Consider the following 15,224-nt stretch of genomic DNA (forward strand, 5'->3'; position numbering starts at 1 on the left):
AATTTACTGGTAACAGAAACGCACGATATACCTCTATTATAAAATTTCGAGAACCTAATTAGTATTGGGAAATTAAATATTATGTGGTATAATAAGAAATAGTAGGAATGAATTGTGAAAAAATAAATAATTAAAATTTCAAATAAAGAATTTAAAATTAGGGGGAATAAAAAAATGGTAAGATATCGTTGTTCAGTATGTGGATATATTCATGAAGGGGAGTTGCCAGAAGGTTTTAGATGTCCTAAATGTAAACAACCAGCCTCAGTATTTGTTAAAATTGAAGAAGAAAAAGAAACTAAAAATATTTATGCAGGAACAAAGACAGAAAAGAATTTGATGGAAGCTTTCTCAGGTGAAAGTCAGGCGAGAAACAAATATACATACTTCGCCAATATTGCACAAAGAGAAGGATATGATCAATTAGCTGAAATTTTTCTTATGACAGCTAGAAATGAACAAGAGCATGCTCGTATATGGTATGAAGAGTTGGGTAATTTGGGAAATACTGCTGAAAATCTTTTACATGCAGCTGAAGGTGAAAACTATGAGTGGACAGACATGTATGATGGTTTTGCAAAGGATGCAGAAGCGGAAGGATTTAAGGAGTTAGCTGAAAGATTTCGTAGAGTGGCTGCTATTGAAAAATCTCATGAAGAGCGTTATCGTAAATTACTAAAAAATATTGAAATGCAGCAGGTATTTGAAAAAGGTGAAGAAGCTATGTGGGAATGTCGTGTTTGTGGACATCTTGTAATGGGAAAAAAGGCTCCTAAAGTTTGTCCTGTATGTAAATATTCTCAAAGTTATTTCGAAGTTAGAAAAGAAAATTATTAGTTGTAAGCCGTCACTTATTGTGGCGGTTTTTTTATTTTGCATATTAATATCAATATATAGTTCTTTATATAATTCAAAGTAATGGTTTATAAATATGTAAACATTATAATTTTTATTGACAATGGATAATATTTTTGTTATTGTTTAAAAGTATGAAATTTGTGTGAACTTATATTAGGAGGATATTATGCAAGAAACAAAGGTTAAAGTAGTAGTAGCTGATCCGTCGGCAATAGGTTTATTTGGACTAGCAATGGTAACATTAGTAGCATCATCTCAAAAGTTAGGATTAACAGAGGGAGTATCTTTAGTATTACCATGGGCAATATTTTTAGGAGCAACAGCACAATTGTTGGCTTGTTTAAATGATTTTAAGCATAACAACACTTTTGGAGCAACTGCTTTTGGTGCTTATGCATTCTTTTGGTATGGTGTTGGTTTTACTTGGTTAATTCAAAATGGAGTATTTGGACCAGCCCTAGCAGCTAAAGCTGACATAAATCAATTAGGAGTTGCTTATTTAGGGTATTTAATTTTTACAATATTTATGACTATAGGTGCAATGGAAACTCATAAGGTGTTATTTACAATATTCCTATTGATAGATTTCCTATTCTTAGGATTAACACTAACAACTTTTGGAATAATGGAGCATGGAACACATATGCTAGCTGCTTATTCTGAGTTAGCAATAGCTTTAGTATCTTTCTATGGTTCAGCAGCAGCAGTATTAAATACTCACTTTGGAAGAGTATTCTTACCTGTTGGAAAACCTTTTGGAATATTTAAGAAGTAATATTTAGGTGATGAACTTTTTCATCACCTTTTGTATATCCGTGATATACAAAATTAGATTCTAATTTTTATAGTGGTTATAAAGGTTTAAAGCCCCCAAGGATAGTTTATAAGCTATCCTTGGGGGCTTTTATATTTATATATTTATATAAGAATTACACTAGTATTTAATTTCTATTTAGAAATATTTATTTTTTTACCTTCTTTACGCCACTTACTATATTCAGCTGTTGCTGTGAAAAGTGCATCTGTGGATGAGTTAAGTGCAGTTTCAGCAGAATCTTGTATAACACCTACGATAAAACCTACACCAACTACCTGCATAGCAATGTCACTTGGTACTCCGAATAAGCTACATGCTAGAGGGACAAGCAATAGTGAACCTCCAGCCACTCCAGAAGCTCCACAAGCACTTACCGCAGAAAGTACACTAAGAATTATTGCTGTACCAATATCTACTTGGATACCAAGAGTATGAACAGCTGCAAGAGTTAAAACAGAAATAGTAATAGCTGCACCAGCCATGTTGATTGTGGCACCTAAAGGAATTGATACTGAATAAGTATCTTTATCTAATCCAAGTTCTTCACATAAACTCATATTTACAGGAATATTAGCAGCGGAACTACGTGTAAAGAATGCTGTAATTCCACTTTCTTTTAAGCATTTAAATACAAGTGGGTATGGATTTTGACGAATAGCTACATACACCATTATTGGATTTACAACAAGAGCTACAAAAATCATACTTCCAAGTAGAAGTAAAAGTAATTTTCCATAGCTAAGAAGTGAAGCTATTCCACTTGTAACGATAGTATCAACTACAAGTCCCATGATTCCTAAGGGTGCAAAATTTATTACCCATACAACCATTTGAGATAATGCATCAGAAACATTGGAAATTATTAATTTTGTAGAACTTGCAGCATTTTTTAAGGCAAAACCAAGAATTACTGCCCAAGCTAATATACCAATGTAGTTAGCATTAAAAAGAGCCTTTACTGGATTATCAACTAGGTTTAATAGTAATGCTTTAAGAACTTCTACTACACCGCCAGGAGGAGTAATGTTTTCTACACCAGCTACAAGGGTTAGGCTTACCGGGAACATAAAGCTTGCAATAACAGCTACAAGTCCAGCTAAGAATGTTCCTAAAAGATAAAGAATAATAACGGTTTTCATATTGGTTTCATGACCACTTTTGTGTTGGGAAATAGCACTGGTTACCAAAAATAAGACTAGGATAGGTGCAATGGCTTTTAAAGCACCTACAAATAAAGATCCAAAAATTGATAATGGTTTTGCTACATTAGGAATGGTTACGGCTAATATAATACCTATGATTAAACCTATGATTATACGTTTTACTAAACTTAATCCATTCCATTTCTTCATTAGATTCTTCATAATATTTTCCTCCTATAACGTTAAATAAAAAAATAAGTTTCTGTGGCTTTAAATTTGTTACTAGGAAATTCTTTGGTAAAAATAAGTTTATCATGAATCTTCACTAATGTGAAGTGGAAAAGCATAATGAATTTTCAATTAATTAATGGTCACCTTTACATAAATAACCTATATAATAAACAATTTGAAAATATAATTTGTTTTGAAAATATATCTTAAGTCCTATAAACACTTAACTTATGGGTTGTATAAATATAATTTTTAATATTGATAAAATCTATTAAATTGCAAGAAAAAAATTTTTTCAAGCATTATGGAAAGATGCCACCACATATCTCTATACTATTTTGAGATAACAGTTCTAAAATTATTCATTGAAAATAAAAATTTAATTGAGAATACAGAATTTACTGATGTTAGAGTTAGTGGATTTTTACTAGAATATGTGTATTATTTAAATAGTAAATATAAAAGTGAAGTTACTGTAAAAAGTTAGTGGTAAGAGAAAATTTCTAAGGCGTTCAAAGTGTTATAGAATAGGATTATTTTGCATGAGTATTTGGAGGTAGAAGTATGGGAGATGTTATATATAGACAATTAGAATTAGAGGAATGTGAGTATATAAACAAAATGAATCCATCTCAATATATAGGAAAAGCATGGAGAGATGTGGGTGGCAAACGTAAATTAGTAGAAATAAATTACCAAGATTGTGATTGGCCAAACGGCTATGAATATCATCTAAGAAATTTGAAGAAAACTATTTTAAGTGGTGGAAGTGCCATTGCTGCTTTTGATGATAATAATAAATTACTGGGGTTTTCAACAGTTAATCGTGAGTTTTTTGGTGAAAAATTTAATTATGTTTTATTAGATCAACTTTTCATAACCTTAGAATGTAGAAATAAAGGAATAGGAAAAAATTTATTCGTACTTTCTGCTAATGTTGCAAGAGAGTGGAAAGCAGATAAAATTTATATTTGTGCAGGTTCTGCTGAAGAAACAATTGCTTTTTATTTTTCATTAGGCTGTAAAGAAGCAGTGGAAATAAATAAAGAACTATATGAAAATGACCCAAGAGATTACCAATTAGAGTTTTCATTATAAAAATCACACATATATTATTTATTTTAGCAATATAAAAACAAGGATGCTATGTAAAAATTACAAGTATCCTTGTTTTATGTAACTTAGCTTAGGATTTATTTTTTTCCATAAATGCAGGAATACTTTCTGCAAAAAATCTCACAAAGGTGTCTTTAAATTCTTGATCTTCCTGTTTTAAAACCCCTAAGGAATATTGCATTGCAACACCATCTAGAGCTGCTATTAAAATAGTAGCAAGACTTTTTTTGCAATTTTTATTTTCGATACCAAATGCGTAAAAGTACATATCTGCTACTTTATTTATTATTTCATTATAATCTTGTTTAAGGCTTTCACTAAGAGAGCCACCTTTGGATAATACGTAGCCTATTAATAAAACTAAAAGGCGTTGCTCATTAACCTTAGACATACGTTCTCTAACTTTATTACTAATTTCATTTAACATATTTTCAGTGCTTTTAAGATTACTACTTTCATCTTTTTCAGAAAGTTTTTGAGCAAAGTACATAGCTTCCTTTACTGCGTGGTAGAATAGCTCGTCCTTATTCTTAAAATGATGATATATTGCACCAGTAGTAAGCCCAGCAGCTGAGGCTATTTGACGCATACTTGTTTCTTCAAAGCCGTTTTCTATAAATACACCAATTGCAGCATCTAAAATATGTTGCTTTTTTTCATTAGGTTCATTAGTGTTCATTTTATTCACCCCATTTAAAAATAGTATATCATATTTTTACAACATCATGGTTCACATATCATAGGACTATTATATTAAAGACATAATAGTCTGCATTTTCATAACATATTTATTATTTCGAATGTTAATTCATTGACAAAGATAGGTGCGTATTATATTATAAACATAACAACTGTTATGTTATATTGTGGAACGGTTGGTAATAATATATTGTAACCTACTTCAATAAAGTAACCTAAATTAAATATGAAATGGGGGAGAGTTTACATGGAGGCATTTAAAGTTTTAGAAATTAAGCAAAGTGTTTTTGACAACAATGATCGTCAGGCTGAGCTACTTAGAGAAGAATTGAAAAAAGATGGGGTCTTTTTATTAAATCTTATGTCATCACCTGGTTCAGGGAAAACAACAACTGTTTTAAGAACAATTGAAGCTCTGCAAAATGAAATGAACATTGGTATTTTAGAAGCTGATATTGATTCAGACGTGGATGCATACAAGGTTTCACAGACTGGAGTTAAAGTAATTCAACTGCATACAGGAGGAATGTGTCATCTTGATGCTGATATGACTAGACAAGGTTTAAAAGGTCTTGGAACAGATAACATTGATTTTGCAATATTAGAGAATGTTGGGAACTTAGTGTGTCCTGCAGAATTTGACACTGGTGCATCAAAAAATGCTATGATTTTAAGCATACCAGAAGGAGATGACAAGCCTTTAAAATATCCTTTAATGTTTTCAATAGTTGATGTTTTATTAGTAAACAAAATAGATGCAGCGGACTATTTTGAATTTGATATGGAGGCAGTAAAAGAGAGGGTAAAAAAACTGAATCCAAATATTAAAGTTATTCCAATTTCAGCTAAAACTGGAGAAGGAATTGGAGAATGGGCTGACTGGATACGTGGACAAATAGATAATTGGAAAAATAAATAACTTTCAATAATTCATAACATTAAAAATATTATAAACTTACTTTAAAATATTTTGACTATATATAATAATCAGCTTCTTTCGGTTACTTTTGTTTTAATAACTTAATAAAACCTAAAAGTGCTGATTATTTTAATATAGTTAATAATAATAATGAGTCTTGCCATCTTTGCAATTCATTGTAAACACTGGTGTTTATAGTTTTGTTTATGATGACATATAATTATTTTGGGGAGGGATAATATATGGTCAAGGAAAAGGTACTTGATCTTGCAAATCACATCAGTAATAAGAAACGTGGCTCGAAAAATGAAATCAAAGCTACAGATCCCGAGTATATGATTCTTGAACCTGTTGTTTCAGAAGAAATGGCTGAAGTGGTACTTTGTATGGAAATACGTAAAAAGGTTACTGCTAAAGATGTTGCTCCTTTATGTGGCAAATCTGTAGAGAGAACAACAGAACTTTTGTTAGAATTAGCGGATGCAGGGGTTTGTTTTGTAAATGAAATTGATGGAGTAGATACATTTTGGTATGAGACCTGGGTTCCAGGTATCATGGAAATGATGGTTAACAATAAGGAGAATGTTAAAAAGTATCCTCAGATTCCTAGGGCTTTTGAAGCCTATGGAAGAGTAAGAGGACCTAAGACAGCAGGAAGTTTTCCTGTAGGAGTAGGTCTTATGCGTGTTATACCTATAGAACATGCCATTGAAGGTGAAACTAGAAGAGCATCCTATGAGGAAGTTTCTAAGTATCTTAATGATAATGATATTTTCTCAGTTGCTGATTGTTCATGCCGTACAGCAAGAGAAGCTATGGGAGAAGGCTGCGGTCATCTTAAGGAAGACATGTGCATTCAGATGGGTCACGCAGCAGAATACTATATACGTACGAAGAGGGGCAAACAGATTACTCGTGAAGAAGCCTTTGAAATTATTAAGAGAGCAGAAGAAAACGGCTTAATGCATCAAATACCTAACTTAGATGGTTCTGGTAAAACCCATGCTATTTGTAATTGCTGTGGATGTTCTTGTCTGGCTTTAAGAACTGCTAGTATGTTTATTAACGCTGACATGGTACGTTCAAACTATGTTTCTAAAGTGGACAAAGAGAAATGTGTTGCTTGTGGAGAGTGCGTTCAAAATTGTCCTGTTAATGCACTACAATTGGGGCAAAAGTTATGTTCAAAAACACCAGTAACTACTGAGATAAAGAGAATTGATACTCCACGAGATACTGAGTGGGGTCCAGATAAATGGAATCCTGATTATAGAACCAATAGAAAAGATGTAGTTGATACAGGTACAAGTCCCTGTAAAACCAATTGTCCAGCTCATATTGCAGTTCAAGGTTATGTTAAACTTGCTTCTCAAGGAAGATATAGGGAAGCTCTTGAACTTATTAAACAAGAAAATCCGTTTCCTGCAGTATGTGGACGTATTTGCCCAAGAAAGTGTGAAACTGATTGTACTAGAGGAGATATTGATGATCCAGTTGCTATTGATGAAATCAAAAAATTTATTGCTGAACAAGATTTAAATACTGATCATAGATATGTGCCTAAATGTAAGCACGAGTACGGTAAAAAAATTGCTGTTGTGGGAGCAGGGCCTTCAGGTCTTAGCTGTGCATACTACTTAGCAATTGATGGATATAAAGTAACTGTGTTTGAAAAAGAAAAGGTTCTTGGTGGAATGTTAACTCTAGGAATACCTTCATTCAGGCTTGAAAAGGATGTTATAAATGCTGAAATTGGCATACTGAAAGAATTAGGCGTTGAATTCAAGACAGGCGTTGAGGTTGGAAGAGATATAAGTCTTAATGAATTAAGGGATCAAGGGTTTAAAGCCTTCTATATTGCAATCGGTGCATGTATGGGAAGGAACCTTGGCATTGAAGGTGAAAATGTAGAAAATGTTATAACCGGTATAGATTTTATGAGAGATGTTAACTTGGATAAGGAGTTAAAACTTGAGGGCAATGTAATCGTAATCGGTGGTGGTAACGTTGCTATAGATGTTGCGAGAACAGCTACTAGAATTGGAAATACACAAGTTAAAATGTACTGTTTGGAAAGTCGTGAACAAATGCCTGCACTTCCAGAGGAAATTGAGGAAGCATTATCAGAGAATATTGAAATTAATAATTCTTGGGGACCAAAGAGAGTAATTGTTGAAAATGGTCGTGCTACAGGAGTAGAGTTCAAGAAATGTATTTCTGTATTTGATAAAAGTGGAAGATTTAATCCATCTTATGATGAAAATAACACTATCATAGTTAAGGCTGATACTGTACTGATTTCGATAGGTCAAGGAATGAATTGGGGAGGACTTTTATCAGATAGCAAAATTGAACTAAACAGAAATAATACTATTAAAGCAGATCCATTTACATTACAGACAGGTGAGCCTGATGTTTTTGCTGGTGGTGATGCATTAACAGGACCTAAGTTTGCAATAGATGCTATTGCTTTAGGTAAGGAAGGTGCAATTTCAATTCATCGTTATGTTCAGCCAGGACAAAGTTTGATTATTGGTCGAGATAGAAAAGAGTATCATGCATTAGATAAGGAAAATATAGAACTTCAAGGATATGATAGCACTCCTAGACAGAGTGTAGGTCATGTAGATGGAAGCAAATCAAGGAAAACATTTAAAGACTTGCGTGAAACATTTACTGAAGACCAGATAAAAAGGGAAACAGAACGTTGTCTTAGCTGTGGTGCAACGGTTGTAGATGAATTCCTGTGTGTAGGATGTGGCCAATGTACCACTAAATGTAAGTTTGATGCTATTTCCCTTGTAAGAAAGTATGATGGTGAGGGTGTAGCCTATGAGGATCTAAAACCTGTAGTTATAAAGCAAATTCTTAAACGTAAAGTGAAAATTACAACTAAAAAAGTAAAGAAACTTTTTAAATAACTTAGTTAACTATAAAAGATTTTATAAAGTAATTTTAAATTTAAATAGGGGTAGAGGGTGAATAAAATGTTTGAATTTAATTATGTTGAAGGAGCAACAATGTTTTCTGCATGGGGAATGTGGTTTGTAGTATTTGCAGGTTTGTTTTTATTCAATGAATTTTCTAGAAGACAGAAGTGGGCAGGATTTTTTAGTTTTGTTATTTTGCCAATTATTTTAACAGTTGTTTGGATGACTGTTTTAAAGGATGTTACCTATACTGACTGGTTCCATCTAGCTAAAGTTTATTCTGCAACAGCAGGATGTATTGGATTTTGGTGTATTCGTCATATCGAGAAAAAGGATAAAATTACTGGTGAGGTTGTTTGGAGACTAGCGGATAATAAAATTGCACTATGCTTTCCACCGTTGATTCTAGCTATTAACATTATAGAAGCAGTGGCAAGAGATATTGAAGTTGGATCCACTTATTGGATGATGAATTCAGGAGCTATTGAAGGAGAAGTAGTAGGTGTAATGGGTGGTCCATGGAATTATATGAATGCAGTGGCTGGTATACTAAATATCATTGCTATAACTGGTTGGTTTGGAATAGTAATTAGAAAACAAACTAAAAAGGACAAAAGTAAGGATATGCTATGGCCTGATATGCTTTGGTTCTGGATTATTGCATATGATTTATGGAATTTTGTATACACTTATAATTGCATACCTACTCATTCTTGGTACGCAGGCTTAGCATTACTTATTGCGCCAACTCTTTGTGCATTTACTGTTGGAAAGGGTGCTTGGCTACAGCATAGAGCTCAGACCTTAGCTATATGGTGCATGTTTGCTCAAACTTTTCCAAATTTCCAGGATACAGGAATGTTTGTAGTTAAATCAACTTACAATACTACTATTTATACAATTTTAGGAGCAATAGCTCTTGCAAGTAATATAGCTGTATTTGTTTATATGATATATAAAATAAGGAAAACTAAGAGAAATCCATACAAGGGAGAACTTTATACTGACCTTGATGAGTTTAAAGAAATTAAAATGATGATGTAAAGCGATATATTATGATTATAGAAGGCAAAAAAATAGGCCTATAGGCCTATTTTTGCTATCTAGAACTATTAAGATAACACAATATACAATAATTAAGTTCTAATACGTATCTATTAATTGAAAATAATAGATTATACACTTAATGGTTATTGCTGTTTACAAATTTAGATACTACAAAAATTATTATTGCTGATATAATAGCTATGCCAGCAAATAAAAATCCTATTGGTATAAGAAAGAATGGTTCAGATAGAGTTCCATCTGGCAAGACTTCGGAACCAACTACATTAAATATCGTAAAACACGCTATACTAGCTACTACTAAAAGAATACTAAATAAATATTTTTTCATTTTTAATTTTCCTCCTATAAATTTTTGTACTTCAGATTAATTTTTGTTTGCAATTAAGTACTTTATAAATTCTGTACCTTTTAATATCATTTTATACTTGGAAAGTGGAATTGTCAATAAATATTTATTGATTTACGATAAATATTTATTATTAATACAACCTATTGGTGTCGAAAGGGTTGCGTTTCGATTTACAACTGAGGAGATAAAATAGATGGTTTTAAATGCTTGACTTTGGGGAGCATTTTATTTTGTAAAGGAGTGGATATTATGCATATGGCTGATGCTTTGATTTCACCAGTGGTGGGAGGAACTATGTTGGCTGCTACTACTGGAATTACAGCTTATTCAATTAAAAAAATACAGAATGATATTGATGAAAAGAAAATTCCCTTAATGGGGGTAATGGGAGCCTTTGTTTTTGCTGCACAAATGATTAATTTTTCAATCCCTGGTACTGGTTCTAGTGGACACATTGGAGGAGGAATACTACTTGCAATATTATTAGGACCCTATGCGGGATTCTTAACTATGGCTTCTGTTTTGTTAATTCAAGCACTGTTCTTTGGAGATGGTGGGTTACTTGCCTATGGTTGTAATGTATTTAACCTTGGATTTTATACTTGTTTTATAGCATACCCTTTAATTTATAAATGGGTTACACGTAAAGGGATTACAACTAAGAAGATCTTTGGTGCCTCAATGGCATCCACTATAGTTGGTCTTCAAATAGGAGCTTTTAGCGTTGTACTTCAGACTCTTTTGTCAGGAAAGACTGAATTGCCTTTTGGAACCTTTTTATTGTTAATGCAACCAATACATCTAGCAATCGGAGTAGCTGAAGGGTTTGTTACATCAGCAATTGTTACTTTTGTATGGAAGGCTAGACCAGAAATTTTAGAAAAGGCAACTAAAGGAGAAGCTCTTGGTAATATATCTATGAAAAAGATACTTACTAGCCTGGTAATTGGAGTAGTTTTAGTTGGCGGAACGCTTTCATGGTTTGCCTCTTCAAATCCTGATGGATTGGAATGGGCTATGGAAAAAACTTCAGGAACAGCAGAATTTGAAACACCAGATGGAATTCATAATACATTATCAGAAATACAAAGTAAGATAGCGTTTTTGCCTGATTACAGTTTTAAGGCAAAGGATGATGAAAGTGAAGAAGAAGCAGCTGTAGAAGTTGAAGAGCAATGGCCTGCAGTTAGTGCTGGAACAAGTGTTTCAGGTATTGTTGGTGGAATATTGACACTTGCACTGGCAGCATTCACAGGATTTGTTATCAGCTTAGTTAAAAAAAGAAAAGAAAAGTTTAATAATAAAAATAAGTTAGGTGGTAATGAAACCACCAGTAAAATTCTACAATAAGGATTTGATTTTACATGGCAAAAGTAATAAATTCTCTTTATAATATGAGACTTCTAGATGATTTAGCAGGGAAAGAAACCACAATACATGGGCTTCATCCCATTACAAAGTTATTAACTACAATTGTTTATCTAACTGTAGTTGTATCATTTGGAAGATATGAAATTAGTAGTCTTTTGTCTTTTATTTTCTATCCTGTGGTTATTTTTGTGTTAGCAGAGCTGCCAGTTGTTCCAATCCTTAAAAGACTATTGCTTGTAGAGCCTTTTATTATTGGAATTGGTATATTAAACCCCTTATTTAATCATCATACAATGGCTCTAGGAGGTATTGTTATTTCAAGAGGATGGGTAATATTTTTATCTATTTTTATAAAATGTGGTTTAACGGTGACTGTTAGTATTTTATTAATTGCAACTACAGGAATGGATAAATTGGCTGTAGCATTGCGTATGCTGAAAGTTCCTAAAATCTTTGTATTACAGTTATTATTAACATATAGATATATATCTGTGCTTATAGAAGAGGTTTCTAGAATGATGAGAGCATATTTCCTTAGGGCGCCTGGACAAAAGGGCATACATAGAAATGTTTGGGGTTCTTTTGCAGGACAGTTGATACTTAGGACATTTGATAGGGCACAACGGGTATATCAATCTATGAATATGAGAGGCTTTACAGGTGAGTATAATACAGGAAATATTGAAAAATTAAGCTTTAGTGATTTTGCATATTTAGCAGGTTGGAGTATATTTTTCATTTTAGCAAGAATTTATAATATACCTATGCTTATAGGTTCATTAATTACGGGGGTGATTAAATAGATGAGTTGTCATAAACTTGAGGTAAGGAACTTATATTTTTCCTATCCTGATGGACATGTAGCAGTAAAAGATATATCATTCACAATCCATCACGGTGAATCTGTGGGAATTATTGGTGCCAATGGTGCAGGAAAGTCCACACTATTAATGCTTTTGATGGGAGTTCTATTTCCAAGTAACGGAGAGGTGGTCATAGGAGATGTGTATGTATCAAAAAAAACATTACCCTTGATTCGTCAGAGGTTAGGAATGGTTTTTCAAGATCCTGATGATCAGTTGTTTATGACAACTGTATATGATGATGTGGCTTTTGGACCACGAAATTATAATTTTGATGAAAAAGAAGTTGAAATCAAAGTTACAAAGGCTTTAGAGTTAGTAGGAATATCTCACTTGAAAGATAGAGCACCCTTTAAATTATCAGGTGGAGAAAAGCGAGCTGCTGCAATTGCATCGGTTCTATCAATGGAACCAGATGTATTAGTTATGGATGAGCCAACATCAGCTTTAGATCCTAAATCAAGACGAAGATTAATCAATTTATTAAAAGGCTTTCAGCACACAAAAATAATAACTAGTCATGATTTAGATATGGTATTTGATACTTGTAAAAGAATTATTGTGATAAAAGAGGGTGAAATTGCTGCAGACGGAAACACAGTGGATATTTTAAGTAACGCGGATTTACTAAATGATTGTGGATTAGAAATACCTCTTTCACTTCAAAATTGTCCAATCTGTGGAGCTTCAAAAAAATCATTTATTGAGGAAGGTTTTTCTACATAAATGCAGAATAGTAAATAGAGACAAGGATTTACTTATAGGAGGTAAATGAAATGGCAGAAACGCAAGGTATATTAACATGGACACTAGTATCTGAATGTCCAATTCCAAATGACGTTAATGATTTATTGGTTGAAGGAGAAGTAGCGATTGCTGCTTATAAAACATTCCGAGATAGTGCAATTTTTACTAATAAAAGGCTAATTGTAAGAGATGCACAAGGACTTACAGGCAAGAAAGTAGAGGTCTATTCTTTACCATATTCTTCTATTAACATGTGGTCTACTGAAAATGCTGGGAAGCTTTTTGATCTTAGTGCAGAAGTTGAATTATGGACTAGAGCAGGTCAAATCAAAGTAAATCTACAAAAGGGAGTAGATATCCGTAAATTGGATAAATTAATAGCTAATGCACTTCTTAAATAAAAGAAAAATAAGTTGATTGGAGAACTCTCATTATGAGGGTTCTTTTTTTTATTTTTTTTAATAGAGTAGCATTTTAATGAAAAAATAGTGATTTAATCATTTAAATATGTAGAATTATTATGTATAATGTAGCTAAATGGAATAGTATTTTATATAAAAACAAAGGAGGAAGGTGATTATTATTAGGAGTAAAATAATTTATATTTTCATTGTAATTATGGCTGTAATGATGCTTTGTTTAACTACTTATAGCGAAAACATAATAATGGCTAAGTCTAAAGATGATGAATTAATTAGTAATAAAATTAAAGCGCCTTTTTATCCATGGGATAATGAATTACCCAATATAGAAACACCAGAGGGATTTCAATGGAGGGAATTTCAAGGTACTACCCTTAATTTTGTGGTAGAAAATAATATAAATGCTAATATTCTTTCTAGGGAGTGTAGAAATTTTACTGAGAAAACTGGTATTAGAGTAAACATTAGACCGATGGATTATAGTACAATGATAAATAAGATAAATAACGATTTTATATCTGAAAGAGGAAAGTTTCAACTTGTTTATGTAGATCCATATCAAACTCTTAACAGGTTTCATAACAATCTAGAGGATTTAAATTTATATAATAATGATCCTAGAATGCCTCATATACCAGGTGGTATGGAGGATTTCTTTGATGATCAGGTAAATATTTTATCCTACTTTGGAGATAAAACTAAGTTATATGCTATACCTTTTGATACTACAACTATGATTTTCTTCTATAGAAAGGATATTTTTGAAAAGTATAGAGAACAGTTTATGGCTGAAAATGGATTTGATTGGACTCCAGGACAGAAAGATTTTACTTGGGAAAGGTATTGTATTGTTTCAAAATGGATTGATGAAAATGTTCCAGATGAAGAAGTTAAATATGGAAGTGCACAAATGGCTCAATTACATAATTCAGTATATTGCGATTTTTCTAATGTCCTTGAATCCTATGGAGGGGATTATTTTGATGATCCCTATGTTAATACATTAGGAGTAGAAAAACCAAAAATGGTTTCAGTTAAAAATAATAACCTTGAAGATGGATTAAGTATGTACAAGCAGATGGTAGAAGTGGGTGCACCAGATAGTATTAATTGGAATTGGACGGATACTGCGGAAGCTTTTAAAAATGGTGAAATTGCAATGATGGCAAACTGGGATGAAAATGGAGCTGTAGTAGAAAATCCTAATTTATCTAAAGTGGCAGGTAAGGTTGGTTATAGCATCTTGCCCTATGGAAATGTGAGAAGTGCCAATATATATGGAGGAGCAGGAATAGGAATTAATAGTAATGCTTCAGAAATTGAAAAGAAGGCTGCCTGGTTATTTATAGTTTGGGCAACTGCACCTCAGACTCAAAGCATGGTTTTATGGGAACCAGAAGGTGGAAGCATGCCACCGAGAAAATCTGTATATAATAGCAAGGATGTACAAGACATTATAGAAAATGTAAAAAGTAATACAACTGAAATAAGTAATTTAAACCACTTACCTGCACTATTAGAAGTCTGGAAAGAGGATAATGTATATTTTAGATCTAAGATTAGTAATTTCTATTTTGTAGAGCAAATAATTATTAATAATGTAAGAGATATGGTTAAGAATGATTTAGATCCTAAGGTAGTAGCAGATAAAATTTTAAAAGAGTTGAGTTTACTACAATGAAGAGCGGGGAT

General features: G+C 32.5%; 14 protein-coding genes. 11 read left to right on the forward strand and 3 right to left on the reverse strand.

Translation table 11 applies throughout. The features are described from left to right. Positions 1-174: 174 nt before the first annotated feature. Together rbr and IO99_RS04015 are read left to right on the forward strand one after the other, a co-directional pair. Positions 175-837 (forward strand): rubrerythrin, encoded by a 663-nt coding sequence (gene rbr / locus IO99_RS04010; RefSeq protein ID WP_035130631.1) that lies wholly within the window; start codon positions 175-177, stop codon positions 835-837. A 187-nt stretch (positions 838-1,024) separates the two neighbouring features. Then, complete coding sequence (locus IO99_RS04015; protein WP_035130633.1) at positions 1,025-1,633, forward strand: acetate uptake transporter; 609 nt, start codon at positions 1,025-1,027, stop codon at positions 1,631-1,633. A 173-nt stretch (positions 1,634-1,806) separates the two neighbouring features. Here IO99_RS04015 and sstT read toward each other — a convergent pair whose 3' ends face one another. After that, entirely contained in the window at positions 1,807-3,039 is a 1,233-nt protein-coding gene (sstT, locus tag IO99_RS04020; protein ID WP_035130635.1) for a serine/threonine transporter SstT, read from the reverse strand. A 573-nt stretch (positions 3,040-3,612) separates the two neighbouring features. On the opposite strand from sstT, the gene IO99_RS04025 reads away from it, so the two are divergent. Further along, the gene (locus IO99_RS04025) at positions 3,613-4,146 is read left to right on the forward strand and encodes a GNAT family N-acetyltransferase (protein WP_035130637.1); all 534 of its coding nucleotides are present in this window, start codon (positions 3,613-3,615) and stop codon (positions 4,144-4,146) included. Positions 4,147-4,234: 88 nt separating this feature from the next. Here the strand turns inward: IO99_RS04025 and IO99_RS04030 are convergent, their stop codons facing one another. Beyond that, on the reverse strand, positions 4,235-4,843 hold the full coding sequence (locus IO99_RS04030; protein ID WP_035130639.1) for a TetR/AcrR family transcriptional regulator: 609 nt from the start codon (positions 4,841-4,843) through the stop codon (positions 4,235-4,237). Between the two features lie 267 nt (positions 4,844-5,110). On the opposite strand from IO99_RS04030, the gene hypB reads away from it, so the two are divergent. The 3 genes from hypB to IO99_RS04045 all read left to right on the forward strand — a co-directional run bounded on the left by hypB (position 5,111) and on the right by IO99_RS04045 (position 9,756). Continuing rightward, a complete protein-coding gene (hypB, locus tag IO99_RS04035; RefSeq protein WP_035130641.1) occupies positions 5,111-5,782 on the forward strand; it encodes a hydrogenase nickel incorporation protein HypB in 672 nt (223 codons plus the stop codon). A 242-nt stretch (positions 5,783-6,024) separates the two neighbouring features. Further along, the gene (locus IO99_RS04040; RefSeq protein WP_035130643.1) at positions 6,025-8,703 is read left to right on the forward strand and encodes an FAD-dependent oxidoreductase; all 2,679 of its coding nucleotides are present in this window, start codon (positions 6,025-6,027) and stop codon (positions 8,701-8,703) included. A 66-nt stretch (positions 8,704-8,769) separates the two neighbouring features. Then, a complete protein-coding gene (locus IO99_RS04045; RefSeq protein ID WP_035130646.1) occupies positions 8,770-9,756 on the forward strand; it encodes a DUF5692 family protein in 987 nt (328 codons plus the stop codon). 139 nt (positions 9,757-9,895) lie between these two features. Here the strand turns inward: IO99_RS04045 and IO99_RS04050 are convergent, their stop codons facing one another. After that, positions 9,896-10,108, reverse strand: coding sequence for a DUF3955 domain-containing protein (locus tag IO99_RS04050; protein WP_035130647.1), 213 nt, complete (start codon positions 10,106-10,108; stop codon positions 9,896-9,898). 270 nt (positions 10,109-10,378) lie between these two features. Between IO99_RS04050 and IO99_RS04055 the strand changes: the two genes are divergently transcribed. The 5 genes from IO99_RS04055 to IO99_RS04075 all read left to right on the forward strand — a co-directional run bounded on the left by IO99_RS04055 (position 10,379) and on the right by IO99_RS04075 (position 15,213). Further along, positions 10,379-11,479 (forward strand): energy-coupling factor ABC transporter permease, encoded by a 1,101-nt coding sequence (locus IO99_RS04055; RefSeq protein ID WP_051823909.1) that lies wholly within the window; start codon positions 10,379-10,381, stop codon positions 11,477-11,479. Positions 11,480-11,493: 14 nt separating this feature from the next. After that, positions 11,494-12,303: a cobalt ECF transporter T component CbiQ gene (gene cbiQ, locus IO99_RS04060; protein WP_035130649.1), complete on the forward strand. Its 810-nt coding sequence runs from the start codon at positions 11,494-11,496 to the stop codon at positions 12,301-12,303. Further along, positions 12,304-13,089 (forward strand): energy-coupling factor ABC transporter ATP-binding protein, encoded by a 786-nt coding sequence (locus tag IO99_RS04065; protein WP_035130651.1) that lies wholly within the window; start codon positions 12,304-12,306, stop codon positions 13,087-13,089. Positions 13,090-13,139: 50 nt separating this feature from the next. Beyond that, positions 13,140-13,511 carry a PH domain-containing protein gene (locus tag IO99_RS04070; protein ID WP_035130653.1) on the forward strand — a complete coding sequence of 124 codons (372 nt, stop codon included), beginning with the start codon at positions 13,140-13,142 and terminating at the stop codon, positions 13,509-13,511. Positions 13,512-13,683: 172 nt separating this feature from the next. After that, on the forward strand, positions 13,684-15,213 hold the full coding sequence (locus IO99_RS04075) for an ABC transporter substrate-binding protein (RefSeq protein WP_051823910.1): 1,530 nt from the start codon (positions 13,684-13,686) through the stop codon (positions 15,211-15,213). Positions 15,214-15,224: the final 11 nt, after the last annotated feature.

Origin of the sequence: Clostridium sulfidigenes, assembly GCF_000732635.1 — a bacterium.
In the GTDB taxonomy this organism is placed as follows: Bacteria; Bacillota; Clostridia; order Clostridiales; family Clostridiaceae; genus Clostridium_J; species Clostridium_J sulfidigenes.